Annotated in this window: 23 protein-coding genes, 1 pseudogene and 1 other annotated feature; of the genes and pseudogenes, 15 read left to right on the top strand and 9 right to left on the bottom strand. The window is 52.4% G+C overall.

Annotation, left to right across the window (positions count from 1 at the left end; all coding sequences use genetic code 11):
• Positions 1–20: 20 nt before the first annotated feature.
• The 3 genes and pseudogenes from trpCF to FHW71_RS00835 form a co-directional block, all read right to left on the bottom strand.
• Positions 21–1,388, bottom strand: a complete 1,368-nt coding sequence (gene trpCF / locus FHW71_RS00850; RefSeq protein ID WP_179450693.1) for a bifunctional indole-3-glycerol-phosphate synthase TrpC/phosphoribosylanthranilate isomerase TrpF — start codon at positions 1,386–1,388, stop codon at positions 21–23.
• A 1-nt stretch (position 1,389) separates the two neighbouring features.
• Positions 1,390–2,983: pseudogene (trpD, locus tag FHW71_RS23970) on the bottom strand (bifunctional anthranilate synthase glutamate amidotransferase component TrpG/anthranilate phosphoribosyltransferase TrpD).
• Positions 2,983–4,545, bottom strand: coding sequence for an anthranilate synthase component 1 (locus FHW71_RS00835; protein ID WP_008106546.1), 1,563 nt, complete (start codon positions 4,543–4,545; stop codon positions 2,983–2,985). Before FHW71_RS00835 ends, trpD begins: the two are co-directional and overlap by 1 nt.
• Positions 4,546–4,568: 23 nt before the next feature.
• Positions 4,569–4,677: a sequence feature (Trp leader region), on the bottom strand.
• A gap of 154 nt (positions 4,678–4,831) precedes the next feature.
• On the opposite strand from FHW71_RS00835, the gene FHW71_RS00830 reads away from it, so the two are divergent.
• Positions 4,832–5,716 (top strand): PHP domain-containing protein, encoded by an 885-nt coding sequence (locus FHW71_RS00830; protein ID WP_179450695.1) that lies wholly within the window; start codon positions 4,832–4,834, stop codon positions 5,714–5,716.
• Positions 5,717–5,728: 12 nt separating this feature from the next.
• On the top strand, positions 5,729–6,349 hold the full coding sequence (locus tag FHW71_RS00825; RefSeq protein ID WP_008106539.1) for an L-threonylcarbamoyladenylate synthase: 621 nt from the start codon (positions 5,729–5,731) through the stop codon (positions 6,347–6,349).
• On the opposite strand, the gene FHW71_RS00820 is transcribed toward FHW71_RS00825, so the two are convergent.
• On the bottom strand, positions 6,350–7,006 hold the full coding sequence (locus FHW71_RS00820) for a serine protease (protein WP_175501684.1): 657 nt from the start codon (positions 7,004–7,006) through the stop codon (positions 6,350–6,352).
• 818 nt (positions 7,007–7,824) lie between these two features.
• Between FHW71_RS00820 and rluB the strand changes: the two genes are divergently transcribed.
• Positions 7,825–8,700, top strand: a complete 876-nt coding sequence (gene rluB, locus FHW71_RS00815) for a 23S rRNA pseudouridine(2605) synthase RluB (RefSeq protein WP_008106535.1) — start codon at positions 7,825–7,827, stop codon at positions 8,698–8,700.
• 37 nt (positions 8,701–8,737) lie between these two features.
• On the opposite strand, the gene cobO is transcribed toward rluB, so the two are convergent.
• Together cobO and FHW71_RS00805 are read right to left on the bottom strand one after the other, a co-directional pair.
• Positions 8,738–9,325 carry a cob(I)yrinic acid a,c-diamide adenosyltransferase gene (gene cobO / locus FHW71_RS00810; protein ID WP_154156305.1) on the bottom strand — a complete coding sequence of 196 codons (588 nt, stop codon included), beginning with the start codon at positions 9,323–9,325 and terminating at the stop codon, positions 8,738–8,740.
• Complete coding sequence (locus tag FHW71_RS00805; RefSeq protein WP_061718782.1) at positions 9,322–10,086, bottom strand: YciK family oxidoreductase; 765 nt, start codon at positions 10,084–10,086, stop codon at positions 9,322–9,324. Before FHW71_RS00805 ends, cobO begins: the two co-directional genes overlap by 4 nt.
• Before the next feature lie 173 nt (positions 10,087–10,259).
• On the opposite strand from FHW71_RS00805, the gene sohB reads away from it, so the two are divergent.
• Positions 10,260–11,306 carry a protease SohB gene (gene sohB / locus FHW71_RS00800; protein ID WP_179450697.1) on the top strand — a complete coding sequence of 349 codons (1,047 nt, stop codon included), beginning with the start codon at positions 10,260–10,262 and terminating at the stop codon, positions 11,304–11,306.
• Positions 11,307–11,332: 26 nt separating this feature from the next.
• Here sohB and FHW71_RS00795 read toward each other — a convergent pair whose 3' ends face one another.
• Positions 11,333–11,581: a DUF2498 family protein gene (locus FHW71_RS00795; RefSeq protein ID WP_179450699.1), complete on the bottom strand. Its 249-nt coding sequence runs from the start codon at positions 11,579–11,581 to the stop codon at positions 11,333–11,335.
• A 370-nt stretch (positions 11,582–11,951) separates the two neighbouring features.
• On the opposite strand from FHW71_RS00795, the gene topA reads away from it, so the two are divergent.
• The 5 genes from topA to acnA all read left to right on the top strand — a co-directional run bounded on the left by topA (position 11,952) and on the right by acnA (position 19,678).
• Positions 11,952–14,549: a type I DNA topoisomerase gene (topA, locus tag FHW71_RS00790; RefSeq protein ID WP_179450701.1), complete on the top strand. Its 2,598-nt coding sequence runs from the start codon at positions 11,952–11,954 to the stop codon at positions 14,547–14,549.
• Positions 14,550–14,742: 193 nt separating this feature from the next.
• The gene (gene cysB, locus FHW71_RS00785) at positions 14,743–15,717 is read left to right on the top strand and encodes an HTH-type transcriptional regulator CysB (RefSeq protein ID WP_007892425.1); all 975 of its coding nucleotides are present in this window, start codon (positions 14,743–14,745) and stop codon (positions 15,715–15,717) included.
• 493 nt (positions 15,718–16,210) lie between these two features.
• Complete coding sequence (locus tag FHW71_RS00780) at positions 16,211–16,369, top strand: YmiA family putative membrane protein (RefSeq protein ID WP_071531660.1); 159 nt, start codon at positions 16,211–16,213, stop codon at positions 16,367–16,369.
• A 3-nt stretch (positions 16,370–16,372) separates the two neighbouring features.
• The gene (locus FHW71_RS00775; RefSeq protein WP_036648922.1) at positions 16,373–16,552 is read left to right on the top strand and encodes a hypothetical protein; all 180 of its coding nucleotides are present in this window, start codon (positions 16,373–16,375) and stop codon (positions 16,550–16,552) included.
• Between the two features lie 444 nt (positions 16,553–16,996).
• Positions 16,997–19,678: an aconitate hydratase AcnA gene (acnA, locus tag FHW71_RS00770; RefSeq protein ID WP_179450703.1), complete on the top strand. Its 2,682-nt coding sequence runs from the start codon at positions 16,997–16,999 to the stop codon at positions 19,676–19,678.
• A 49-nt stretch (positions 19,679–19,727) separates the two neighbouring features.
• Here acnA and ribA read toward each other — a convergent pair whose 3' ends face one another.
• Entirely contained in the window at positions 19,728–20,321 is a 594-nt protein-coding gene (ribA, locus tag FHW71_RS00765; RefSeq protein ID WP_008106521.1) for a GTP cyclohydrolase II, read from the bottom strand.
• Between the two features lie 228 nt (positions 20,322–20,549).
• Here ribA and pgpB point away from each other — a divergent pair, with 228 nt between their 5' ends.
• The 5 genes from pgpB (at position 20,550) to yciH (ending at position 24,158) form a co-directional block, all read left to right on the top strand.
• Complete coding sequence (gene pgpB, locus FHW71_RS00760) at positions 20,550–21,314, top strand: phosphatidylglycerophosphatase B (protein ID WP_179450705.1); 765 nt, start codon at positions 20,550–20,552, stop codon at positions 21,312–21,314.
• A 128-nt stretch (positions 21,315–21,442) separates the two neighbouring features.
• Positions 21,443–21,748 carry a LapA family protein gene (locus tag FHW71_RS00755; protein ID WP_008106517.1) on the top strand — a complete coding sequence of 102 codons (306 nt, stop codon included), beginning with the start codon at positions 21,443–21,445 and terminating at the stop codon, positions 21,746–21,748.
• Between the two features lie 6 nt (positions 21,749–21,754).
• Positions 21,755–22,924 carry a lipopolysaccharide assembly protein LapB gene (gene lapB, locus FHW71_RS00750; RefSeq protein WP_008106516.1) on the top strand — a complete coding sequence of 390 codons (1,170 nt, stop codon included), beginning with the start codon at positions 21,755–21,757 and terminating at the stop codon, positions 22,922–22,924.
• A gap of 203 nt (positions 22,925–23,127) precedes the next feature.
• Positions 23,128–23,835: an orotidine-5'-phosphate decarboxylase gene (gene pyrF, locus FHW71_RS00745; RefSeq protein WP_179450707.1), complete on the top strand. Its 708-nt coding sequence runs from the start codon at positions 23,128–23,130 to the stop codon at positions 23,833–23,835.
• Positions 23,835–24,158 carry a stress response translation initiation inhibitor YciH gene (yciH, locus tag FHW71_RS00740; protein WP_179450708.1) on the top strand — a complete coding sequence of 108 codons (324 nt, stop codon included), beginning with the start codon at positions 23,835–23,837 and terminating at the stop codon, positions 24,156–24,158. The genes pyrF and yciH overlap by 1 nt, the downstream gene beginning before the upstream one ends.
• Positions 24,159–24,227: 69 nt before the next feature.
• On the opposite strand, the gene osmB is transcribed toward yciH, so the two are convergent.
• Positions 24,228–24,446, bottom strand: a complete 219-nt coding sequence (osmB, locus tag FHW71_RS00735) for an osmotically-inducible lipoprotein OsmB (RefSeq protein WP_008106509.1) — start codon at positions 24,444–24,446, stop codon at positions 24,228–24,230.
• Between the two features lie 246 nt (positions 24,447–24,692).
• Between osmB and araD the strand changes: the two genes are divergently transcribed.
• Positions 24,693–25,391 (top strand): L-ribulose-5-phosphate 4-epimerase, encoded by a 699-nt coding sequence (gene araD / locus FHW71_RS00730; RefSeq protein ID WP_061718788.1) that lies wholly within the window; start codon positions 24,693–24,695, stop codon positions 25,389–25,391.
• The last annotated feature ends 227 nt before the right edge of the window (positions 25,392–25,618 follow it).

Genomic DNA, 25,618 nt, shown 5'->3' with positions numbered 1-25,618 from the left:
GCGATGGCGGGCAAGCGAAATTAATAGGCGCGCAGCGTGCGGAATACCGCCGCGACTTTGCTGGCATCTTTAATGCCTGGCGCAGATTCTACGCCGGAGTTGAAATCGAGGCCGGCACAGCCCAACTGCGCGGCTTCAACGCAGTTGTCAGCGCTTAAGCCACCGGCCAGCAATACGTTGCTGAGATCCTGGCCTTGCAGCAGTGACCAATCGAAACGCTGGCCGGTGCCGCCCTGGCCGTTATCGAACACGTAGCGATCGACGTGCGGCCAGTCGCGCGCAGGTAGGTGATCTTTGATGCTCAGCGCTTTCCAGATTTTAGTGTCTGCTGGCAGCGCCTGACGCAGTTGTGCGACAAACGCCTGATCTTCATCGCCGTGCAATTGTACTGCGGCCAGTTTTAACGTCTCCGCAAGCGTGACAATGTCACTTAAAGCGTTGTTGCGGAACACGCCAACATACTTCAGCGGGGCAGCAGCCTGAACCAACTGCGCCTGCTCAATGCTGATTTTACGCGGCGAGCCTTCTGCGAAGATCAAGCCACCGTATATGGCGCCAGCTTCCTGCGCTGCACGCGCATCTTCAGCGCGGGTCAGGCCACAGACTTTGTTATCGCCAAGCAACACGCGACGAACGCCAGCGGTGAGATCCGCTTCTTCCATCAGCGCGGAGCCAATCAGGAAGCCGTTAGCGAAGTGGCTTAATTCACGTACCTGCGCGTAATTGTGGATGCCGGATTCGCTAATGACGGTGACGCCATGTCCGAGACGCGGCGCTAATTGACGTGTGCGGTTCAGGTCGATCGACAGGTCGCGCAGGTCGCGGTTATTAATGCCGACGACTTTGGCTTCCAGCGCGATGGCACGTTCCATCTCTTCTTCATTACTCACTTCGGTCAGCACGCCCATTTTCAGGCTGTGCGCCACGGCGGCGAGCTGACGATATTGCTCATCATCCAGCACCGACAACATCAGCAGGATGGCATCGGCTTGATAATGGCGCGCCAGATAGATCTGGTACGGATCGATGATGAAGTCTTTGCACAACACCGGTTGCGTGATGGCGTCGCTGACAATCGGCAGGAACGCAAAATCGCCCTGGAAGTATTTTTCATCGGTTAACACCGATACCGCAGAAGCGTGGTGACGGTAAACGCCAGCAATAGTCGCGGGATCAAAATCCTCGCGAATCAGCCCTTTGGAAGGTGAGGCTTTTTTGCATTCCAGGATGAATACGGTGCGTGAGCCACGCAGTGCATCGTAAAAATGACGTTCCGCAGGCTGTAAATCGTTCTGGAAGGTGGCCAGCGGCTGCTGTGCTTTGCGCGCTTCAACCCAGACGGCTTTATCTTGTACGATTTTCTCTAAAACAGTGCCCTTAATACTCATCTCATCCTCTCGCTGCCAGAGCGACAACGCGCTCGTAAGCCTGTCCGCTGCGAATGGCAGCGATGGCGCGTTGTGCGTTGTCGCGCAAATCTTCATTTCCGAACACTTTCAGTAACATTGCGACGTTCACCGCAACCGCCTGTTCATGGGCGGGCTGGCCTTTACCCTGGAGTAAACGGGTCAGAATGTCACGGTTTTCTTCCGGCGTGCCGCCTGCCAACGCGTCTTTATCATGGAAGCCAAAACCGAAGTCTTCTGGCGTCAGCTGATAGCCGGTGATTTCGCCATCACGCAGCTCAGCGACCTGCGTTGGGCTGTGCAGCGCCACTTCATCCATGCCACCGCCATGTACCACCGCGGCACGTTGATAGCCGAGCACTTTCAGCGTTTGAGCGATCGGTAGCACCAGCTCCGGGCTATAAACGCCAATCACCGCCAGCGGTGGACGCGCAGGGTTGATCAGCGGACCCAGCACGTTAAAGATCGTACGGGTTTTCAACTGCTGGCGTACCGGCATCGCGTGACGAAAACCGCTGTGATACTGCGGGGCAAACAAGAAGCAGACGTTGAGATCGTCCAGCGCCTGGCGTGCCTGTTCAGCAGGCATATCCAGATTGATGCCAAAAGCCGCCAGCAGATCGGAAGATCCAGATTTGCTGGAGACGCTGCGATTGCCGTGCTTCGCCACTTTCAGGCCACAAGTTGCCGCGACAAAGGCGCTGGCGGTCGAAATATTGATGCTGTTGCTGCCGTCACCGCCGGTACCCACGATATCGGCAAAGGTGTAATCCGGACGCGGGAACGGTTTCGCATCGGCCAGCAACGCGGAAGCGGCACCAGCGATCTCTTCCGGACGTTCGCCACGGACTTTCATGGCGATCAGCGCGGCGGCTAACTGCGTCGGCTCCAGCTGACCGGTGATAATCGCGCTAAATAGCTGGTGGCTTTCGCCCTGGCTCAGCGTCTCGGACTGATAAAGTTTTTCCAGAATAGTTTGCATCATAATCTCCCTATTACTTCGCCAGCGCCCAGGCCAACGTCTGTTCTAACAAGCGCGCGCCCTGAGTGGTGAGAATGGATTCGGGGTGGAACTGGAAGCCACACACACGGTCGGCATCGTGGCGCACGGCCATCACCATGCCGTTGTAGCTGGCGTTAACGGTCAATTCGGCTGGTGTATTGCTGCCGACCAGCGAGTGATAACGTGCCACCGGCAGCGGATTGCTCAGGCCCGCGAACATGCCTTCGCCATCGTGGGTAATAGAAGACGCTTTGCCGTGCAGGATCTCGCCGGCCTGGCCGACATGTCCGCCGTAAGCTTCAACAATCGCCTGATGACCGAGACAGATCCCGATAATCGGCAGGCGGCCGCGCAGCGCTTGCAGTAAATCTGGCATGCAACCGGCATCTTTCGGCGCGCCCGGACCCGGCGACAGCATCAGAATCGGATTTTCCATCTGCTGCAGGCGTTCAATCAGCACTTCAGCGGGCACGTTGTTGCGGTAAATCACCACGTTGTGGCCGAAAGTACGCAGCTGATCAACGAGGTTGTAAGTAAAGGAGTCGATGTTATCTAGCAGCAGGATATCGGCCATCAGAAAATCTCCTTGCAGTGATGGGCTGTTGCGATGGCACGCAATACCGCGCGCGCTTTGTTGCGGCTTTCGTCCGCTTCTGCCTGTGGCTGTGAATCCAGCACCACACCGGCGCCGGCTTGCACGGTAGCAACGCCGTCTTCGACCCACGCAGAGCGGATAACGATGCAGGTATCCAGATCGCCGTTAGCGGTGAAATAGCCCACTGCGCCGCCGTAGCTGCCGCGACGTGTGCCTTCTTTCCCGGCAATCAGCTGCATCGCACGTACTTTTGGTGCACCACTCAGCGTGCCCATGTTCATGCAGGCGCGGTACGCGTGCAGTACGTCGAGGTCTGCGCGTAGCGTGCCGACCACGCGTGACACCAGATGCATCACGAACGAATAGCGGTCCACTTTGGTCAGGTCAGCCACGTAGCGGCTGCCCGGCACGCAGATGCGCGCCAAATCGTTACGCGCTAAATCCACCAGCATCAGGTGTTCGGCCATCTCTTTATGATCGGTGCGCATTTCCAGTTCAATGCGGCTGTCGAGATCGCGATCCAGCGAGCCATCAGCATGGCGGCCGCGTGGGCGTGTGCCGGCAATCGGGTAAATCTCAATCTGGCGCGAGGTCGCGTCATATTTCAGTGAGCTTTCTGGCGAGGCGCCAAACAATGCGAAGTCCTGATCCTGCATAAAGAACATATAAGGGCTTGGGTTGCTGTTTTTCAGCGTGTCGTAAGCGGCCAGTGGAGAAGGACACGGCAGCGAGAAGCGACGCGAAGGGACAACCTGGAAGATTTCGCCGATGCGAATCGCTTCCTGCATCTCACGTACCACGTTGCAATACTCTTCGTCGCTTTGACTGGTGCTCAGCGTCATTTGCTCGACGCGCTGGACCGGCAATGCTGGCGCAGCTTGCGTCATCTGGCCGCGCAGTTGTTCGATGCGGCCTTGCAGACGCTGGAACTCGCTGGTCGATGGGCTGAACAAGCTGGCCTGCAGGCGCGCCGTGCGTTGCTGATGGTCGATCACCAGCAAAGTTTCGGCCAGATAGAAGCAGTAATCCGGGCAACGCTGTTCGTTGCGCAGTTCCGGCAGATCTTCGAAACCGGCTACCAAGTCATAGGCGAACAAGCCACCAAGCAGCATCGCTTCGCGCTCTTCTTCCGGGCTGTTCACCAATTGCGGAATCAGGCGCAGCGCATCAAAAACCGAAAGGGCTTTCAGGCGGGAATCTTCGTCCTGCATACCTTGCGGCTGAGTGAAATGCAGCTCGCGGCCATCGGGGCGCACATCGATGCGCACTTCAGGTGGCAGCGCTTCGTCCAGCAGTGGCAAGATGGCGCGACCATTTTCCGACAGCGCTTTGATGGTGACGATGTTGCCCAGCGCGCTGACGCGCAGCGCGCTATCGACGATTAACAGGCTTTTCAGGTTTTGTTTGCTGTCGATATCAGCGGATTCAAGCAGCAGAGTTGCTGGACGTGCGCCGCATAATTGATGAAACACTGCGGCCGGATCTTCGCGGTAGGGCGCGGTACCGGTTATCAACTTCAATGTAGGTTTCGCAATAGCCATAATGGATTCTCTGAATTTCGCTCAAAAAAAAGCCCGCTCGGTGGCGGGCTTAGGTATCAATCTGCACTGCGGTTACGCGAGTTGTGCACGACGATGTCGCCCGATAAAGGGATCTTCGCGCCACCAACCATTTAAAAGCGTACCGAAAATAGTCATGATTAAATACCCGTTACGTGTGAACTTGTGTACTAGTTAACTGGTTCGGGCGAAAAATGTCAATACCCTTTTTCAGCCAGGGACAAAATCGTTATCATGCCTGCCGGTTTATGCAGTTGCTGGAGTTATCTTGTCGGACATCGCTCGTTTTCCCCTTTATGATTTACACAGCCATACGCTGGCTTCTGACGGCTTATTAACGCCAACCGCGCTGGTGCAGCGTGCGGTTGAGATGAAAGTCGGCGTGCTGGCGATCACCGATCACGACACGGTGGCGGGCGTGGCAGAAGCGCAGGCGGCAGTGGCGCAACAGGATCTGCCGATCCGCGTGCTAGCCGGTTTAGAAGCGTCAACCTTATGGGAAAATCACGAAATCCACATTGTGGGGCTGAATGTCGATTGCCAGCATCCCGCGTTGACTGAATTCCTCGCACAACAGCATCAGACACGTGTAGATCGCGCGCAGCAAATTGCCGAACGCCTTGAGCGCGCGCGTATTCCTGATGCGCTGGCCGGAGCCCAACGTCTGGCACAAGGCGGCCTGATTACGCGTGGCCATTTTGCGCGTTATCTGGTGGAGATTGGCAAAGCCGATAATATGGCGCAGGTGTTCAAGAATTATCTGGCGCGCGGGAAAACCGGCTACGTGCCTCCGCAATGGTGTACAATTAAACAAGCCATTGATGCTATTCATCATTCTGGCGGCTATGCCGTTTTGGCGCATCCCGGTCGTTATGGTTTGTCAGCTAAATGGTTAAAGCGGCTGATTGCGCATTTTGCCGACGTGGGCGGCGATGCCATGGAAGTCGCGCAGTGTCAGCAAGCGCCAAACGAGCGCACGCAGCTGGCAACTTATGCGCGTGACCATCAGTTAGCCGGGTCGCAGGGATCAGATTTTCACCAACCTTGTCCGTGGATAGAACTGGGACGCAAGTTATGGTTACCGGGCGGCGTGCAGCCGGTTTGGGAACGCTTCCCCGAGTTGGCGCCCAGCATTGCTGTTGCAGACAGGTGATATGAGGTTTTTATGAGTCAATATTTTCACATTCATCCCGACAATCCGCAGCCGCGCCTGGTGAATCAGGCCGTTGATTATCTGAACAAAGGCAGCGTGATTGTATATCCAACCGATTCTGGCTATGCGCTGGGTTGTCGTTTGGAAGAGAAAAATGCCATGGAGCGCATTTGTCGCATTCGTCAATTGGATGGCAATCACAACTTCACGCTGATGTGTCGCGATTTGTCGGAGCTGTCGACATACGCGCAGGTGGATAACTCCGCGTTTCGCATCCTGAAAAATAACACGCCGGGCAATTACACCTTCATTTTGAAGGCGACGAAAGAAGTGCCGCGTCGTCTGATGAATGACAAACGTAAAACCATCGGTCTGCGCGTGCCGTCGAATCCGGTAGCGCTGGCAATATTGGAGCGCCTCAATGAACCGATGATGTCGACTTCGCTGATGCTACCGGGAAACGATTTTACCGAATCCGATCCGGAAGAGATTCAGTACAGCATTGGCAAGCTGGTGGATCTGATCATAGATGGCGGTACGCTGGGACAGCAGCCGACCACGGTGATCGATCTCACCAGCGATGCGCCAGTAGTGGTGCGCGAAGGCGTCGGTGACACGCGCCCGTTCGAGTAATCATGCATGGTCAGGCGTGGCGTTCTGCGTCTGACCAATATTGGATTCCAGCCAATTTTTGAAATCCCCGTACGGAATATACAGAGAGACATCTTTTAAGATGACTTTCTTGCTGCGCACATTGGATATTTCATGGCTGTAACCGACAATCACGCCACCAATAGTTTGGTCAGCATTATATACCGCGCCACCTGACATTCCTTGCACAACACCAGCATTTGATGCCATCGCCATGCAGGGCTTTTTATTCCATTTATTGGTAATTGCGGTGCGCGCTAAATTAACGCCGCTCGATTCCACCGGCATAGCGGAAATAAAGCTGTAACCGTACATTTTAATCGGTTCACCAATCGCACCGCTGCGGAATTTAGCCAGCGTTTCTGGGCTATTCTTATGATAAATAATCGCGACGTCGCAATAGGGATGATAAGCCTTCACGCGCTGCACGGCGGTTTTTGCCACGTGCGCCGCCGTCAGGCTGTATTCTGGCGTCAAAGGAATGGTTGTGCCGAGGATGCCTAAACCCAGTACAGTCGGGATGCCAGTCACGCTCATATCAACGTGTTGCATCGCAGTACGACTGTACTCAGTGTGGCCCACGGAACAACCGCTCAGTGCCAGCGCAGCAAGCGCAGGCCAAAGCAGAGAGGTTTTCATGGCAGTGATCTTCATTAAAGCATGCCCGTAAAATCCCTGGTGAAGACTTTCGACATGCAAATTAAATTCATTCCGTAAATGAATAAACGCGTCAAATCCCGCGCGCGCCGGTTTATAATATCAGTGAAATTACACAGTGTTCGTTAATGGTTTGTTAGTTGAACGAATATAAATAGTAAATAAAAGCTATGTTATTATGACGGCTCACTGGATTTCAGGCTTAAATTTTACACAGTTTTTTCTTCAGAACAATTCATCAAATTTAATATTAATCAAAAAATACAAAAATACAGACTTAATCCAACCTGTAGTGCCAATAAACTATCAATTTACATTTATTGCCAGAAAAGGGCTTATTTAACACCATTAAATAGTGTTTTATGCTGTTTTGTCTTTTTTAATTAGATTTAAAGTTTGCAATTATCCTTAAGCGTGGCGCGCAATACTGCTCTGGCAGTCTTGCGAAGCGCTAATGTATCAGGTGGCTTAAGTCGGGCGCAGATTCAGGCGGGAACGGTAAGCGGCAAGTAACAATATTTCAGTGACTTGGCGTGAATGCTGATGACGAAAAGGAGATCAATCTATCAGTCAGCTGAATGTTTATTGTCGTGGTGCTAATTAAGCCGTTTTTAACGGACCCTCTGTTATCGGCAGCAAAGGAAAAGGTGTTAACAAAACTTGCGTTAGTGTAAAATCGCGGGCCGTCTGAGATTGCAGCAGCGATGCAGAGCGGTAACAGATTCTGATATGGGAATTGGTAATCCCTGTATCGCACCTCTTCCTTACCACGACGCCTGGGAAGGCGACAACGAGGCTCCATGAGCGAAAAATTACAGAAAGTATTAGCGCGCGCCGGTCACGGTTCGCGTCGCGAAATCGAAACCATGATTTCAGCCGGACGCGTCAGCGTTGACGGCAAACTGGCGACGCTTGGCGATCGTGTTGAAAGTGATAAATCCCTGAAAATTCGTATTGATGGCCATCTGGTGTCCATCGCTGAGTCGGCGACCGAAGTGTGCCGCGTACTGGCATATTACAAACCGGAAGGTGAACTCTGCACGCGTAACGACCCGGAAGGGCGTCCAACCGTGTTTGATCGTCTGCCGCGTCTGCGTGGTTCACGCTGGATTGCCGTTGGTCGTCTGGATGTGAATACCTGCGGTTTGATGCTGTTTACCACTGATGGTGAACTGGCTAACCGTCTGATGCACCCAAGCCGTGAAGTTGAGCGTGAATACGCGGTTCGCGTGTTTGGCGAAGTGGATGACGATAAAATCCGTCAGCTGAGCAAAGGCGTACAGCTGGAAGATGGCCCGGCATCGTTCAAAACCATTAAGTTTGCCGGTGGCGAAGGCATTAACCAATGGTACAACGTGACGCTGACCGAAGGACGTAACCGCGAAGTGCGCCGTCTGTGGGAAGCGGTCGGCGTGCAGGTTAGCCGACTGATGCGTGTGCGTTACGGTGATATCCAGTTGCCAAAAGGCTTGCCGCGCGGCGGCTGGATCGAGATGGAATTACCGGCGGTCAACTATCTGCGTACGTTAGTCAGTATGCCGGAAGAGACGGTGACTAAAGTTGCCGTCGAAAAGGATCGTCGTCGCACCAAGGCTAACCAAATCCGTCGTGCGGTAAAACGTCACGGTGTGGTGAGCAACAATCCGCGTCGTAATAACACCAAACGCGGTTCCTGATGCGAAACCTGACGCCGTAATTTGCGGCGTCAGCGTTTTACCAGTCTATTCCTTGCTGTGCCTGAATTCCCGCATCGAACGCATGCTTCACCGGACGCATTTCCGTCACGGTATCCGCCAAATCCAGTAACGTACGATGGCAGCCGCGACCAGTAATAATCACGCTTTGCTGTGCAGGGCGCTGGTTCAGCACATCCACCAACTCATTTAAATCCAGATAATCCATGCTCACCATGTAAGTGATTTCATCCAGAATCACCAGATCGACGCTGTCATCGGCCAACATGCGACGCGCCTGCTGCCACACCAACTGACAGGCGGCGGTATCGGTCTCGCGGTTCTGCGTATCCCAGGTAAATCCCGTGGACATCACCTGAAATTCGACGCCGTGCTGCTCCAGCAAGTTGCGTTCACCGTTTGGCCATTCGCCTTTAATAAACTGAACCGCCGCCACTTTTTTGCCGTGCCCGCAGGCGCGCAACGCGGTGCCGAAAGCGGCGGTGGTTTTGCCTTTGCCGTTACCGGTGAACACCATCAAAATGCCGCGCGTTTCGGTAGCGGCGGCGATACGGGCATCGACCTGCTCTTTAAGGCGTTGCTGGCGTTGCTGATGGCGATCGCTCATGCGGTTGCTGGCCCCGCTTTACGTCCCGGCTGCGCATCGAAGCTGGTGCCGGTTTTACGACGACTGTCATCGCCCATTAAATAGAGGTAGAGCGGCATCAAATCAGCCGGGGTTTTGAGTAAATTGGCATCCTCTTCCGGGAAGGCGCTGGCGCGCATTTTGGTGCGCGTGCCGCCAGGATTGATGCAGTTCACTCGCAGATGACGGTTTTTATACTCGTCTGCCAGTACCTGCATCATGCCTTCAGTGGCAAACTTCGAAACCGCATACGCGCCCCAGCCGGCACGTCCGGTGCGGCCTACGCTGGAGGTGGTAAACACCAGCGATCCGGCATCTGATTGCAGCAGCAGCGGCAGTAATGCCTGGGTTAAATAGAAGGTGGCATCAAGGTTAATCTGCATCACGTCACGCCAGATCTGCGGATCGAGTTCTTCCAGCGGCACAATCTCGCCCAGAATGCCGGCGTTGTGCAGCACGCCATCCAGACGCGGCACCAGAGCAGCGACCTGATCGGCCAGCTGCTGGCAGCTTTCTGGCGTGGCTTCAGCCAGATCCAGTAATAAAGAAGACGCAGGCTGCTTGTTTAACTGGTTGATGGCTTGCTCAGTTTTCTGCAGCGTGTCGGCGTTGCGTCCCAACAGGATGACGCGCGCGCCGTAGCGCGCGTAGGTCAGCGCCGCTTCACGGCCAATGCCGTCGGAAGCGCCGGTAACGAGAATGATGCGATTTTCCAGCAGATCGCTTTTCGGTTGATAATGCACAGCGATGTCCTTTGCTCGGGTCAGGAGGTTTTTGGCTTTATGCCTGAATTTGCCGCGCGGTGCAATCGCTTAGCCTCGCATTCTGTGCCGCCTGCGGGCATTTCAGGCGACGACAGCGCGTAAAGCGGGTAAACTTGAAGCTGTTGTAATTTACTGTTTAATAAGGCGGCAGAATGGATTTTTTCTCCAGTTACGGATTATTTCTGGCTAAGGCCGTCACCGTGGTGGTGGCGATCGCAGCTATTGTTCTGATTGTGCTCAATGCCGCGCTGCGTAAACGTCACAGCAGCGGCCAGCTGCGTTTGACGCATCTTGATGATGACTATCGTGAGATGAAGGAGGATCTGCAGCTCGCCAAAATGAAGCCACAGGCGCAAAAAGTGTGGCTCAAGCAGCATAAGAAAGAAGAGAAGCAAAAGGCGAAAGCCGATAAACGCAATGCCAAAGCGGGCGTGAGCGAGACGCTGAAGCCCACGCTGTATGTGCTGGAGTTCAAAGGCAGCATGGACGCGAGTGAAGTCACTTCATTACGTGAAGAGATCTCCGCGGTGCTGGCGGTTGCGCTGCCGGGTGATGAAGTGCTGCTGCGTCTGGAAAGCCCAGGCGGCGTGGTACACGGCTACGGTTTGGCGGCTTCGCAGCTGCAACGTCTGCGTGATGCCGGGCTGCAATTGACAGCAGTAGTGGATAAAGTCGCTGCCAGCGGCGGGTACATGATGGCTTGCGTGGCGGATCGTATTGTGGCGGCACCGTTTTCTATTATTGGTTCGATTGGCGTGGTCGCGCAGATCCCTAACTTCAACCGCCTGTTAAAGCGTAACGATATTGACGTTGAGCTGCATACCGCCGGTCAATACAAACGTACCTTAACGCTGTTTGGTGAAAACACCGACGAAGGGCGCGAGAAATTCCAGGAAGATCTCAATGAAACGCATCAGCTGTTTAAGGATTTCGTACAGCAGATGCGTCCGTCGCTTGATCTGAATAAAGTGGCGACCGGCGAGCATTGGTATGGCCGTCAGGCGCTGGATTTAGGTCTGATCGATGAAATCGGCACCAGTGATGCGTTGATTATAAGGCATATGGATCGCTTCACCGTGTTAGGCGTGCACTATGCACGTAAGCGTAAAATGATGGATCGCTTTACTAACAGCGCCAGTCTGGCGGCAGAGCGGTTGATTCTGAAAATTTGGCAGCGCGGCGAGAAGCCGCTGTTGTAACCGAGCCCGGCAATTGCCGGGCTTTTTTATGCCAGATGATATTGAGAGGAGAGTTCGACCGCGAGGTGTTTAAACACATTAAATACCGTGGTGGTTTTGGCCGTAGGCAAGCCTTGATCATCAAGAAAATAGGGACCGCGAAACACTAAAACCTCACCTTGCTGAATCACATCATTAGCTTCTAATCCGACAAAATAATTGTCGTGCTGCGTGATTATCTGATTGGCTATTTCCAGTAACGCCTGGCGTGAAATAGATTCCGTTGGCACTGACATTTTTCACCTCTTTTTTGACAGCCATTTTTCTCCTTCTATATTACTTGCGAGCTATCGCGTTCAGCAAATCAGCATTGCGTCATAAAACTGGCGCAAAATTAGGCAGAATGCTAATTAAGTTGCGTAACGGATTTTATCAGGTAGAGTGTGGGCGATTCAGCTTTCAGGGAGATCACACCCGGATGTGTGGTTCTGTCAGATGGAAAACTCGCTCCTAATCATAAAGTTGCAGAAGTCGACGCAATCTGACCTGAGATTATCCCTGCTGCCTTGAAATGCGAAATGCTGGCAGCAATATTGAACCCATTGGGTTTTGGGACCTCCAATTCTCTCCCGTTTATCAGGACGTTTCATTTAGGTAAAGGTACATATGGGTAAATCACTCGTAATCGTTGAGTCCCCGGCAAAGGCCAAAACAATCAATAAATACCTCGGTAATGACTACGTGGTGAAATCCAGTGTCGGTCATATCCGTGATTTGCCGACCAGCGGTTCAACTGCCCGTAAAAGTGCCGACGGGGAAAAAGCGAAACCTGGAAAAAAGGTAAAAAAGGATGAGAAAGCCGCACTCGTAAACCGCATGGGCGTTGATCCATGGCATGGTTGGGAAGCGGATTATCAAATTCTGCCGGGCAAAGAGAAAGTTGTCGCTGAGTTGAAAAACCTGGCTGCCGATGCAGACCACATCTATCTCGCAACCGACCTTGACCGCGAAGGGGAAGCCATTGCCTGGCACCTGCGGGAAGTGATCGGTGGGGACGACAAGCGCTTTAGCCGCGTGGTGTTTAACGAAATTACCAAGAATGCGATTCGTCAGGCGTTTGACAAGCCGGGCGAGCTCAATATTGAACGTGTTAACGCACAGCAAGCGCGTCGTTTTATGGATCGCGTGGTGGGTTACATGGTATCGCCACTGCTGTGGAAGAAAATTGCTCGTGGCCTGTCAGCCGGTCGCGTTCAGTCGGTTGCTGTGCGTTTGGTGGTTGAGCGCGAGCACGAAATCAAAGCCTTTGTGCCAGAAGAGTACTGGGAAATAGATGCTGATTTCGCCACGCCGAAAGGCGCCGATCTGGCTATGCAGGTTACGCATCAGAATGACAAAGCGTTCCGCCCGGTTAATCGTGAGCAAACTCACGCGGCGGTGGCGATTTTGCAGAAAGCGCGTTACGAAGTGCTGGACCGCGAAGACAAACCGACCAGCAGCAAGCCTTCTGCACCTTTTATTACCTCAACGCTGCAACAGGCGGCGAGTACGCGTCTGGGCTTCGGCGTGAAGAAGACCATGATGATGGCGCAGCGCTTGTATGAAGCGGGCCACATCACCTATATGCGTACCGACTCCACCAATCTGAGCCAGGATGCCGTGGCGATGGCGCGTGGCTATGTTGAGAGCAGCTTCGGTAAAAAGTACCTGCCAGAAGCGCCGAATACCTATGCCAGCAAAGAGAATTCACAGGAAGCGCACGAAGCGATTCGTCCTTCTGATGTAAATATCGTCGCTGAGCAGCTGAAAGATATGGAAGCTGACGCGCAGAAACTTTATCAGCTGATCTGGCGCCAGTTCGTTGCCTGCCAGATGGTACCGGCTCAGTACGACTCCACCACGCTGACCGTGGGCGCGGCTGAATACAAATTGAAAGCCAAAGGTCGTACGCTGCGTTTCGATGGCTGGACGCGCGTGATGCCTGCGCTGCGTAAAAATGATGAAGATCTGACGCTGCCGCCAGTTGATGTTGGCGACATGCTGGATCTTAAAGAGCTGATGCCAAGCCAGCACTTCACTAAACCGCCAGCGCGCTTCAGCGAAGCGTCACTGGTCCGTGAGCTGGAAAAACGCGGCATTGGTCGTCCATCTACTTACGCCTCGATTATCTCCACCATTCAGGATCGTGGTTACGTGCGTGTTGAGAATCGCCGTTTCTACGCTGAAAAAATGGGTGAAATTGTTACCGATCGTTTGGAGTCTAACTTCCGCGAGCTGATGAACTATGACTTCACCGCGCGCATGGAAAATAGCCTCGATCAGGTGGCAAATAATGAAGCCGAATGGAAAGCGGTGCTCGACTCCTTCTTCAGTGATTTCAGCCAGCAGTTAGATGATGCTGAGAAAGATCCGGAAGAGGGCGGCATGCAGCCGAACCAGATGGTGTTGACGTCGATTGACTGTCCAACCTGTAGCCGTCCGATGGGAATTCGCACCGCCAGTACCGGCGTGTTCCTCGGTTGCTCGGGTTATGCGTTGCCGCCGAAAGAGCGCTGCAAGCAGACCATCAACCTGATTCCGGAAAATGAAGTGCTCAACGTGTTGGAAGGCGATGATGCTGAAACCAACGCGCTGCGCGCCCGTCGTCGTTGCCAGAAGTGTGGCACCGCGATGGACAGCTATCTGATCGATAACCAGCGCAAGCTGCACGTCTGCGGAAATAACCCAGAGTGCGACGGCTACGAGATCGAGCAGGGCGAATTCCGCATTAAGGGCTACGATGGTCCGATTGTTGAGTGCGAGAAATGTGGTTCTGAGATGCACCTGAAAATGGGTCGTTTCGGTAAGTACATGGCCTGTACCAACGACGAGTGCAAAAACACCCGTAAGATTCTGCGTAATGGTGATGTCGCGCCGCCGAAAGAAGATCCGGTGCCGCTGCCAGAACTGCAGTGTGAAAAATCGGATGCTTACTTTGTGCTGCGTGATGGTGCCGCAGGCGTGTTCCTTGCCGCTAATACCTTCCCGAAATCACGTGAAACGCGCGCGCCGCTGGTGGAAGAGCTGCAACGCTTTGCCGACCGTCTGCCAGAGAAGCTGAAATATCTGTCAGAAGCGCCAGCCGCCGATCCGGAAGGGAATAAGACGATGGTGCGTTTCAGTCGCAAGACTAAACAACAATATGTCTCTTCCGAAAAGGATGGCAAAGCCACTGGCTGGTCAATGTTCTATATTGACGGCAAATGGCAGGAAGCTAAGAAGTAATTCCCCACAAGGCCAGCATGCGCTGGCCTTTCTCTTATCCTTATAGCTAATCGTTCTACATTCTTCCTTTAACTGATATAGTAGTTATAGAACTCTTTTCGTTTCGCTGACTCGCTTTCCCTCCCTCACCGCAATCAAGGCGGAAACACGCCTGCCGGGAATGCACCTCTGTCGCTACCAGGAAGATATAACTATGAAATTGCAGCAGTTGCGTTACATCGTCGAAGTGGTAAATCACAATCTTAATGTCTCATCGACCGCCGAAGGCTTATATACCTCGCAGCCAGGCATCAGTAAGCAAGTCCGTATGTTAGAAGATGAGCTGGGCGTGCAGATATTTGCGCGCAGTGGTAAGCATCTGACGCAAGTAACGCCTGCAGGCGAAGAGATTATTCGGATTGCGCGCGAAGTGCTTTCCAAAGTTGATGCGATTAAATCGGTTGCCGGTGAACATACCTGGCCGGATAAAGGTTCGTTATATGTAGCCACCACGCATACGCAAGCGCGTTATGCACTGCCTGGCGTGATTAAAGGCTTTATCGAACGTTATCCACGCGTCTCATTACATATGCATCAGGGATCGCCCACACAAATAGCTGAGGCGGTTTCAAAGGGTAATGCGGACTTTGCCATTGCCACCGAAGCGCTGCATCTGTATGACGATTTGATCATGCTGCCGTGCTATCACTGGAATCGCGCCATCGTCGTGACGCCCGACCATCCGCTGGCAGGTAAATCGAATGTGACGATCGAAGAGCTGGCGGATTTCCCGCTCGTGACCTACACCTTCGGCTTTACCGGCCGTTCAGAGCTGGATACCGCGTTCAATCGCGCAGGATTAACACCACGCATCGTCTTTACTGCGACAGATGCTGACGTAATTAAGACCTATGTGCGTTTAGGCTTGGGCGTTGGCGTGATTGCCAGCATGGCGGTGGACCCGATTGCAGACCCCGATTTGGTGCGTATTGAAGCATCAGAAATCTTTACGAATAGTACGACCAAGATTGGTTTTAGACGTAGCACCTTTCTGCGCAGCTATATGTATGATTTTATTCAACGTTTCGCACCGCACCTCACGCGTGATGTGGTGGATGCGGCGGTCGCACTGCGCTCCAATGAAGACATTGAAGCGATGTTCCGCGACATCAAATTACCCTTCAAGTAAATTCCTAACTCATTCTTTTGCCAAGGTGTCCAGTGGGCACCTTCGGAATCCCTTAGCGCTTAGCGCCACGAGTACTTCAAAAAAAATCATTATTTTTATGTAAATGAAACATGGGTCACATGTTTTTTCATTGTTATCTATTAAATGCGAATCAGTACACAATTTTTACGATGCTACTTTGCAGCTCGCCAGGAATATTCCCATACTCTAGTTAAGAGTTGATGGAGAAGGGCTTTTTTACTGGGTTGGTAAATTAAACTCAAATTTAGATTGGATCTAATTTGCTGTTAACCCAAATTTACAATGTAACGATTTAATTAATAGTTATGTTGGCAATTAAATTTATCTCATCAATCTTTTGTGTTTTGATAAATAGCGTTAATCGTTGTGCTCAATAAAAATAACTGGATTTTCGGTCTTAACAAGTTTAGGATTCGTCCTAAATCTTAATCGTTGTCATCAATCGTTTTATTGAGAGTGATTATCAAAAACTATGAATACGAGAATAACTGTACAGCCGGGCTTCCGGACTAAAAGCACCAAAGTTGAGCGTACTGGCAATACCCGTCGCAAAGCTTGGATGACTGTCTTCGCTGCTTCAGCACTGTTCTGGGTAGTGGTGGCGTTAATGATTTGGCGTATGTGGGGTTAAGCCATGTGGGCAAATACACTCAGTCGTAAGCATCCGGTTTCTGCGCGTCAGCCGCAAACGCCTGCGTGCAAAGTGAAAGACGTTGTATCCACTGAACCACAAGTGACCATTCCTGTTTCGTGGGAACTCAGTGAGAATCAGCGCAATTTTATTGAATCCTTCATGGATATGAAGTCCAAATAACGCGGTATGCGTTCTGTTCCATATTTAGACATTTAGTCCCTCTTTTTGCCGGATTATCCGGTGGGCAAGTTAAAAGCCCGTCCTTTAACACTCAGCATTAAAAAAACGGTGTCATCAGTACAACGCTGAAGACGGTGGACTTTTTTTGCCCGGAATCCGGGAGGGAGTGAATTATGAGCATCAATACAACGACATTATCCTGGGTGAGTGTATATACCTTTTCCCTGGCTTTTTGGGCTGCCGCCTTTTGGGCGATGATTTAAGCTCTAACTCAAATTAAACTGAATTATATAAATGCCCTGACAAACGTCGGGGCATTTTTCATTGTGCTTTAATGTGTCAATTCGTGTTGTTATCAAAACGTTAACGGTAATGTGGTCTATCTTTAAGTTAAACCTTGCAGTCACTGAGGTTTAAAAAGAGATTCACTTACATGGAGGCGCTATGTCGTTAACGTTACGCGAGCAGAGTCAGGACACGCTGGATGTTCGGGCAAAAAAATATCATTACTACAGCTTGCCCAAAGCAGCTCAGCAATTGGGCAATATTGATCGCTTGCCCAAGTCAATGAAAGTCCTGCTGGAAAACCTATTGCGCTGGCAGGATGGTGATTCTGTCACGCTCGAAGATATTGAAGCGTTGGTCGCCTGGCAAAAAGATGCTCACGCCGATCGTGAGATTGCCTATCGTCCAGCGCGTGTATTAATGCAAGATTTTACCGGCGTGCCGGCAGTGGTGGACTTAGCCGCCATGCGCGAAGCGGTGAAACGCCTCGGCGGCGATGTCGCCAAAGTCAATCCCTTATCCCCGGTTGATCTGGTCATCGACCACTCTGTCACCGTGGATCATTTCGGTGATGACAAAGCCTTTGGTGAAAATGTGCATTTGGAAATGGAGCGCAACCATGAGCGCTACGTCTTCCTGCGCTGGGGGCAAAAAGCCTTCAATCGATTCCGCGTCGTGCCGCCGGGCACCGGGATTTGTCATCAGGTCAATCTGGAATATCTCGGTAAATCTGTCTGGCATGAGACGCTGAATGGGCAAGAGATTGCTTATCCGGATACGCTGGTGGGCACCGATTCGCACACCACTATGATCAATGCGCTCGGCGTATTGGGTTGGGGCGTAGGCGGAATTGAGGCTGAAGCGGCGATGCTTGGCCAGCCGGTTTCGATGCTAATTCCTGACGTAGTTGGTTTCAAACTCACCGGTAAACTGCGTCCCGGTATTACCGCAACGGATTTAGTGCTAACCGTCACGCAGATGCTGCGTAAACACGGAGTGGTAGGTAAATTCGTTGAGTTTTATGGTGATGGATTAGCGGACTTGCCGCTGGCCGATCGCGCAACCATCGCCAACATGGCACCGGAATATGGTGCAACCTGCGGCTTCTTCCCGGTTGATGACGTTACCTTAAGCTACATGACGCTCACCGGCCGCGATGCGGAGCAAGTTGAACTGGTTGAGGCTTATGCCAAGCAACAAGGTATGTGGCGCAATGCGGGCGATGAACCGGTGTTCACCAGCTCTTTAGCGCTGGACATGGGTGATGTTGAATCCAGCCTTGCCGGACCAAAACGCCCACAGGATCGCGTATCGCTGGGCGATGTTCCTTCAGCCTTTGATGCCAGCAATGAACTGGAAGTCAATCAGGCGCAAAAACCGCATAAAACTGTCAGCTATCGCGATAGCGAAACCGGAGAAAGTTATCAGTTGGATGACGGTGCAGTAGTGATCTCGGCGATTACCTCTTGTACTAACACCTCGAATCCTAGCGTGCTAATGGCCGCCGGTTTGCTGGCGAAGAAAGCCGTTGAGCGCGGTCTGATGCGCAAGGCGTGGGTTAAAGCCTCGCTGGCGCCAGGTTCTAAAGTGGTTTCTGATTATCTTGCTGTAGCCCAACTTACGCCTTATCTGGACGAATTAGGGTTCAATTTGGTCGGTTACGGTTGTACCACTTGTATCGGCAACTCCGGTCCGTTACCCGATGCGATAGAAAGCGCGATTAAAGAGGGCGATCTCACGGTTGCTGCCGTGCTTTCGGGTAACCGTAACTTTGAGGGCCGCATTCATCCGCTGATTAAAACCAACTGGCTGGCTTCGCCGCCGTTGGTGGTGGCTTATGCCTTAGCGGGTAATATGAAGATCAATCTGCAATCTGATCCGATCGGCCAGGATCGACAGGGCAATGATGTCTTCCTCAAGGATATCTGGCCGTCGCCGGAAGAGATTGCGGAAGCGGTGCAGAAAGTGACCAGCGATATGTTCCACAAAGAGTATGCCGAGGTATTTGACGGCACGCCGGAGTGGCAGCAGATTAAAGTTAGTGAAGCGGCAACCTATGATTGGGATGGCGATTCTACTTACATTCGCCTGTCGCCATTCTTTGATGACATGGAGAAAACGCCGAAGCCGGTGCAGGACATCAAAGGCGCGCGCATTCTGGCGATGCTGGGTGATTCCGTCACCACCGACCACATTTCTCCGGCGGGTAGCATCAAAGCGGAAAGTCCAGCCGGACGCTATTTGCTGTCGCATGGCGTCGAGCGCACCGATTTCAACTCTTACGGTTCGCGTCGTGGTAACCACGAAGTGATGATGCGCGGCACTTTCGCTAACATCCGTATTCGTAACGAAATGGTGCCGGGTGTGGAGGGCGGTTATACCAAACACTTCCCCACTAACGAGCAGTTGGCGATTTACGATGCGGCGATGAAGTATCAGCAGGAAGGCGTACCGTTAGCCGTGATTGCCGGTAAAGAGTACGGTTCCGGCTCCAGTCGTGACTGGGCAGCAAAAGGGCCGCGTTTACAAGGCGTGCGCGTAGTTATTTCCGAATCCTTCGAGCGTATTCACCGCTCTAACCTGATTGGTATGGGGATTCTACCGCTTGAGTTTCCGGCTGGCGTGACGCGTAAAACGCTGCAGCTCACCGGTGAAGAGTTTATTGATGTGGCGAACCTGTCGCAGCTGAAACCGGGTGGCACTGTAAACGTGACGCTGACGCGCGCGGATGGCAGCAAAGAGACGCTGGAAACGCGCTGCCGTATCGATACGGGTAACGAACTAACCTACTACCAGAACGACGGTATTTTGCATTACGTGATCCGCAATATGCTGAACTAAAATAAAAAGCCGGGAATTCCCGGCTTTTTTTATCTGCTTTAAAATCTGCTTAAGACTTCGGTAGCAAATGACCCATTTTCTCGGCTTTCGTATCGAGATAGTGCGCGTTTTTCGGGTTACGCCCGACAACCAACGGCACGCGTTCAACGATATTGATACCGGCTTCGGTCAGGATCTCAACTTTGCGCGGATTGTTCGTCAGCAAGCGCACTTCATTGACGCCCAACAGCTTGAACATATCCGCACACAGCGTGAAGTCACGCTCATCAGCGGCGAAACCGAGCTGATGGTTGGCTTCGACAGTGTCGTAACCTTTATCCTGTAACGCATAAGCACGAATTTTATTCAGCAAACCGATGTTACGTCCTTCCTGACGGTGATACATCAGAATGCCACGACCTTCTTCCGCAATCGCCGTTAACGCGGCTTCCAGCTGGAAACCACAGTCGCAGCGCAAGCTGAACAGGGCATCGCCAGTTAAACATTCGGAATGGACGCGCGCCAGCACCGGATTGTGATCGCTAATATCACCATAAACCAGCGCGACATGGTCGTGGCCGGTTGCCAGTTCTTCAAAACCAACCATCAGGAAATCTCCCCATGGCGTGGGCAGTTTGGCTTCTGCTACCCGTTTAAGCTGCATGTGACTCTCCAGAACCTTCAGAGGATGCGCTATCATCATGATAACGCACGGGCCATGTGGCCCGATGAAACTTACACTATTGTGCCACAACCCGAACGGCTGCCGTTAATCGGTCAGAGTGATTGTAGTGATAAAGCACAATTATCCAAGTCGCAATGGGTATGTTATTCTTTTTTCAGCTAAAGTTATGCTAATCGCGCGTAGTAATGCGGATCTAAAAGGAAGCGAATGTTAAAAATCATTCAGCGCACCACTTTAGGGGCGTTTTTATTGTTGCTCATGCCGTTGGGCGTATGGATATCCAACTGGCAATGGCAACCAGGGGAAAGTGGCAATCTACTTCGCGTGCTGTTTTGGATGACAGAAACCGTCACCAATCCGTGGGGCATTCTCACCAGTATCATCCTCAGCGCCTGGGTGTTGTGGTGTTTACGCTTTCGGCTTAAACCCGCGATTCTGCTCATCCTTATTATGAACGGCGCAATTCTTGCCGGTCAGTACACCAAATCCACCATCAAAGAGCAGGTGCAGGAACCGCGCCCGTATGTCATCTGGCTGGAAAAAAGTCATGGCATTAACGGTGATGAGTTTTATCAGCTGCATCGTCAGCAGCGTGGCGAAATGGTCTCAACTTTGCTGGCCAACGATACCCAGCTGCCGCAATGGCTGAAGAATCACTGGGCGTTTGAAACCGGTTATGCGTTTCCTTCCGGGCACACCATGTTTGCCGCCAGCTGGGCGTTATTGGCGATCGGGTTATTGTGGCCGCGCCGCCATTTCGCCACGGTTGCCGTATTATTTGTTTGGGCGACCGCGGTGATGGGCAGCCGTTTAGTGTTAGGTATGCACTGGCCGCGTGATTTAGTGATGGCAACGCTGATATCCTGGTTGCTGGTCACCGTTGCCACTTTACTTGCGCAGCGTTTCTGCGGCCCGCTCACCATCCCGCCAGAAGAGCATCGTGAGATCGCGCAACGTGATGATGGATTGTAATTACGCTATTCGTCCCCATATGATTGATTGTGCTTGCAGAAAAAAGCGCTATCAGATGTGGGGATAAGCAGCATCGACGGCGGTTTTTTGGCATACTTCTTTTGGATAACCTCTCGACAGGACGCATTGTGAAATATTTGCTTATTTTTCTCGTGGTATTGGTCATTTTCATCATCTCTGTCACGCTCGGAGCGCATAACGACCAAGTCATCACCTTTAACTATCTGCTAGCGCAGGGCGAATTCCGCATTTCAACACTGCTCGCCAGCTTGTTTGGCGCTGGATTCCTGCTGGGATGGGCAATTTGTGGCCTGTTCTGGTTACGCTTACGGGTTTCACTGGCCAATGCACAGCGTAAACTTAAACGTATGCAGGCACAGAATGAACAATCAACCGCAGTGACCACATCACCAACTGCCAGCCGTCGGGATTAATTTTCGATGCTTGAATTGCTGTTTTTGCTTCTTCCTGTTGCTGCGGCGTATGGCTGGTATATGGGCCGCCGCAGTGCACATCAGGATAAGCAACAGGAAGCGAACCGCCTGTCGCGTGATTATGTGACCGGGGTAAACTTCCTGCTCTCCAATCAACAGGACAAAGCGGTTGATCTCTTTCTCGACATGTTGAAAGAGGACAGCGGCACGGTTGAAGCACATCTGACGCTCGGCAACCTGTTCCGTTCGCGCGGTGAAGTTGATCGCGCCATTCGCATTCACCAATCCCTGATGGAAAGTGCGTCGCTCAGCTACGAGCAGCGTTTACTGGCGATCCAGCAACTCGGCCGTGATTACATGGCGGCGGGATTGTACGATCGTGCCGAAGATATGTTTGGGCAACTGGTGGAAGAGACCGATTTCCGCATCGGTGCGCTCCAGCAATTGTTGTTGATTCATCAGGCAACCAGCGACTGGCAAAAAGCCATCGAAGTGGCGGAAAAGCTGGTTAAGCTCGGCAAAGACAAACAGAAAGGCGAAATTGCCCATTTCTACTGTGAATTAGCGTTGCAGGCATTAAGCAGTGACGATCTTGATCGGGCGATGAGTTTGTTGAAAAAGGGCGAGTCAGCCGATCATCAAAGTGCGCGCGTCTCTATCATGATGGGCCGCATTTTGATGGAGCAGGGCGAGTATGCAAAAGCCGCCAGCCGACTGCAGCGCGTACTCGAGCAGGATAAAGAGCTGGTGAGTGAAACCTTACCGATGCTGGAAACCTGCTATCAGCGGCTGAACCAACCTGAAAACTGGGCGCAATTCTTACAACGCTGTGTCGATGAAAATACCGGCGCCGCAGCAGAGCTTTATCTCTCCGATATTCTCGAGCAGCAGCAGGGCCCCGAAGCGGCGCAGCTGTATATCAATCGCCAGCTCCAGCGTCATCCAACCATGCGCGTGTTCCATCGTTTAATGGACTTCCACTTACATGAAGCGGAAGACGGACGCGCGAAAGAGAGCTTGATGGTGCTGCGCGATATGGTCGGCGAGCAAATCCGCACTAAGCCGCGATATCGTTGCCAGAAATGCGGCTTCACTGCACATGCACTTTACTGGCATTGCCCATCTTGCCGCGCCTGGTCTTCCGTAAAACCTATTCGTGGACTCGACGGCCAATAAATGGCCGTATTTGTATTCTATCTAAAGCTTATTAGTTACAACATACTATTAGTATTTAATACTAATACTCCTTCAGCATCGTGCAGCAAGCGGTCAAACAGGCAAGTTCTGGCGGCAGCGTGATTGTCGGCACCGGCCTGCGCAGGTAGAATGCTTGCCGTTTGTCCATCGCGCCTGCGGGTGCCTGTTACTGAGGAAACGTTATGCCTGTAACCACTTCACCTATTCTGGTGGCACTCGACTATCATGATCTCAACAGCGCGCTGCAGTTTGTAGACCGCATCGATCCAAGCCAGTGTCGCCTGAAAGTGGGCAAAGAGATGTTCACGCTGTTTGGTCCATCGCTGGTGAAAACGCTGCAGGAACGTGGTTTTGAAGTGTTCCTCGATCTCAAGTTTCATGACATCCCAAACACCACCGCACATGCAGTCGCGGCAGCGGCCGATCTTGGCGTATGGATGGTGAACGTGCACGCCAGCGGTGGCGCTCGCATGATGAACGCGGCACGTGAAGCGCTGGTGCCATTTGGTAAAGATGCACCGCTGCTGATTGCGGTCACCGTGTTGACCAGCATGGATGAAGACGATCTGAAAGGTTTGGGCATTACCTTGTCTCCAGCTGAGCAGGCTGAACGACTGGCGCGTTTGACCCGCGATTGCGGCCTGCACGGCGTGGTTTGTTCGGCGCAGGAAGCCGTGCACTTTAAGCAGGTAATTGGTCAGGATTTCGCGCTGGTTACCCCAGGTATTCGTCCGGCTGGCTGCGATGCGGGCGATCAGCGCCGTATCATGACGCCGCAGCAGGCTAAACTCGCGGGTGTGGATTATATGGTCATCGGGCGTCCGATCACCCAATCCGCCGATCCGGCCGCCACACTGCAGCAAATCCTGCAAAGTTTACAGGAGGCTTAATGGCTCAGGACAATCGATTGGTGTATTCGACCGACAGCGGCCGAATCACCCATGAAGAAGAGAAAGCGCCGCGGCCGAAAGGCGATGGTATCGTGCGTATCCAGCGCCAAACCAGCGGACGCAAAGGGAAGGGCGTGTGTCTGGTCACCGGCATCGATCTGGATGATGGCGCACTCGAAAAACTGGCCGCTGAGCTGAAGAAAAAGTGTGGTTGTGGCGGGTCAGTTAAAGAGGGCGTGATTGAGATTCAGGGCGACAAACGCGATCTGATTAAAACGCTGCTGGAAGCCAAAGGCATGAAAGTCAAACTGGCTGGCGGTTGAAACAGTTCGGGCCACTTATTAGGTGGCCCGTTGTTAAGTAGATGCGCTGCGTAGCCTGATAATTATATTTTATTTGCTGATCTGGTGGCCGATGATGCCGCCTACAGCTGCGCCGCCAACAGTACCGAGTCCGCTACCGTTGGTCAGTACTGAACCACCAATGGCACCGGCACCCGCACCGATTGCGGTATTACGGTCGCGTTTGGACCAGTTTGAACAGCCGCTCAGCGCGACAACTAAAGTTGTTGCCAGGACGGCAGCAGTAAGACGTTTCATTGTTGTAGTCATTAACTTCTCCTTGATTGTTATCACCGAGGTAACTTTATAAGTATAGATGTTACGGCGCACTCGGCAGGGTAAAACGGTCCTAAACTACAAGTCTGCAATCCACGTCTTGTTTGTTGTTCGAAACCCCTTCAAGCCACAGATTTCTCGTCATAGCCACTTTCCGCAGCTTTTACAGCCATTCCTTCCATAACGCTTTTCCTCACTGCTCCGCACAATTCAGCTATCACAGTTTGCAGGAGAAAAAAGATGCTGGAAGCGTTAAAGCAGCAGGTGCTGGAAGCCAACCTCGATTTACCCCGTTACAACTTGGTCACTTTTACCTGGGGCAATGTCAGTGCGGTGGACCGCGATCGCGGTTTATTGGTGATTAAGCCGTCGGGCGTGAAGTACGAACAGATGCAGCGCGACGATATGGTGGTTGTTGATCTCGCCAGCGGTGAGGTGATCGAAGGTAACATGCGCCCGTCATCGGATACCGCTACGCACCGCGCGCTCTATCTCGCCTGGCCAGAGATTGGCGGCATCGTGCATACGCACTCGCGGCATGCCACCATTTGGGCGCAGGCTGGACGCGAAATCATCGCGTTGGGCACCACGCACGCCGATGATTTCTACGGCACCATTCCTTGTACACGGCAGATGAAGCGTGAAGAAATTGAGCAGGAATACGAGTGGAACACCGGGCAGGTGATCATTGAAACTTTTGCGCAGCGCGCAATTGAGCCAACAGCGATTCCCGCCGTGTTGGTCAATTCCCACGGCCCCTTTGCCTGGGGCAAAGACGCGCATGCTGCGGTACACAGTGCGGTGGTATTAGAAGAAGTAGCTTATATGGCGCTGCATACCGAGCAGTTGCGCACTGAGTTACCGCCGATATCGCAAACCTTGCTTGATCTGCACTATCTGCGCAAGCACGGTAAAAATGCGTGGTATGGGCAGAATTAAGGCTGATTTAGAATCATAGGCGCCTGCGGGCGCCTTTCTTTTTGCATCAAATCATCTGGTATGGCGATACGCATCATAAATACAAAATGATCAATCAATAAAAATAAAACAGTGTTTCATAAATGCATTTGTGATCACTTTTTTCCTTTCAGCCAATCGTTATCTTGCTCGCCATGCCATCTGGCAATTCATAAAAACACCTCCCTCTGGCTCAGTTAAGGTGACAC

The sequence above is a fragment of the Enterobacter sp. Sphag1F genome (assembly GCF_014193275.1).
GTDB classification, from domain to species: domain Bacteria; phylum Pseudomonadota; class Gammaproteobacteria; order Enterobacterales; family Enterobacteriaceae; genus Pantoea; species Pantoea symbiotica.
Note: the sequence above shows the minus strand (reverse complement) of the source record. Positions and strands in the feature narration are given on the sequence as shown.

Coding starts and splice junctions, on each gene's coding strand:
- trpCF (WP_179450693.1), bottom strand. CDS start 1,388: ATGAGTATTAAGGGCACTGTTTTAGAGAAAATCGTACAAGATAAAGCC.
- FHW71_RS00835 (WP_008106546.1), bottom strand. CDS start 4,545: ATGGCTATTGCGAAACCTACATTGAAGTTGATAACCGGTACCGCGCCC.
- FHW71_RS00825 (WP_008106539.1), top strand. CDS start 5,729: ATGAGTCAATATTTTCACATTCATCCCGACAATCCGCAGCCGCGCCTG.
- FHW71_RS00820 (WP_175501684.1), bottom strand. CDS start 7,006: ATGAAAACCTCTCTGCTTTGGCCTGCGCTTGCTGCGCTGGCACTGAGC.
- rluB (WP_008106535.1), top strand. CDS start 7,825: ATGAGCGAAAAATTACAGAAAGTATTAGCGCGCGCCGGTCACGGTTCG.
- cobO (WP_154156305.1), bottom strand. CDS start 9,325: ATGAGCGATCGCCATCAGCAACGCCAGCAACGCCTTAAAGAGCAGGTC.
- sohB (WP_179450697.1), top strand. CDS start 10,260: ATGGATTTTTTCTCCAGTTACGGATTATTTCTGGCTAAGGCCGTCACC.
- FHW71_RS00795 (WP_179450699.1), bottom strand. CDS start 11,581: ATGTCAGTGCCAACGGAATCTATTTCACGCCAGGCGTTACTGGAAATA.
- topA (WP_179450701.1), top strand. CDS start 11,952: ATGGGTAAATCACTCGTAATCGTTGAGTCCCCGGCAAAGGCCAAAACA.
- cysB (WP_007892425.1), top strand. CDS start 14,743: ATGAAATTGCAGCAGTTGCGTTACATCGTCGAAGTGGTAAATCACAAT.
- FHW71_RS00780 (WP_071531660.1), top strand. CDS start 16,211: ATGAATACGAGAATAACTGTACAGCCGGGCTTCCGGACTAAAAGCACC.
- FHW71_RS00775 (WP_036648922.1), top strand. CDS start 16,373: ATGTGGGCAAATACACTCAGTCGTAAGCATCCGGTTTCTGCGCGTCAG.
- acnA (WP_179450703.1), top strand. CDS start 16,997: ATGTCGTTAACGTTACGCGAGCAGAGTCAGGACACGCTGGATGTTCGG.
- ribA (WP_008106521.1), bottom strand. CDS start 20,321: ATGCAGCTTAAACGGGTAGCAGAAGCCAAACTGCCCACGCCATGGGGA.
- pgpB (WP_179450705.1), top strand. CDS start 20,550: ATGTTAAAAATCATTCAGCGCACCACTTTAGGGGCGTTTTTATTGTTG.
- lapB (WP_008106516.1), top strand. CDS start 21,755: ATGCTTGAATTGCTGTTTTTGCTTCTTCCTGTTGCTGCGGCGTATGGC.
- pyrF (WP_179450707.1), top strand. CDS start 23,128: ATGCCTGTAACCACTTCACCTATTCTGGTGGCACTCGACTATCATGAT.
- yciH (WP_179450708.1), top strand. CDS start 23,835: ATGGCTCAGGACAATCGATTGGTGTATTCGACCGACAGCGGCCGAATC.
- osmB (WP_008106509.1), bottom strand. CDS start 24,446: ATGACTACAACAATGAAACGTCTTACTGCTGCCGTCCTGGCAACAACT.
- araD (WP_061718788.1), top strand. CDS start 24,693: ATGCTGGAAGCGTTAAAGCAGCAGGTGCTGGAAGCCAACCTCGATTTA.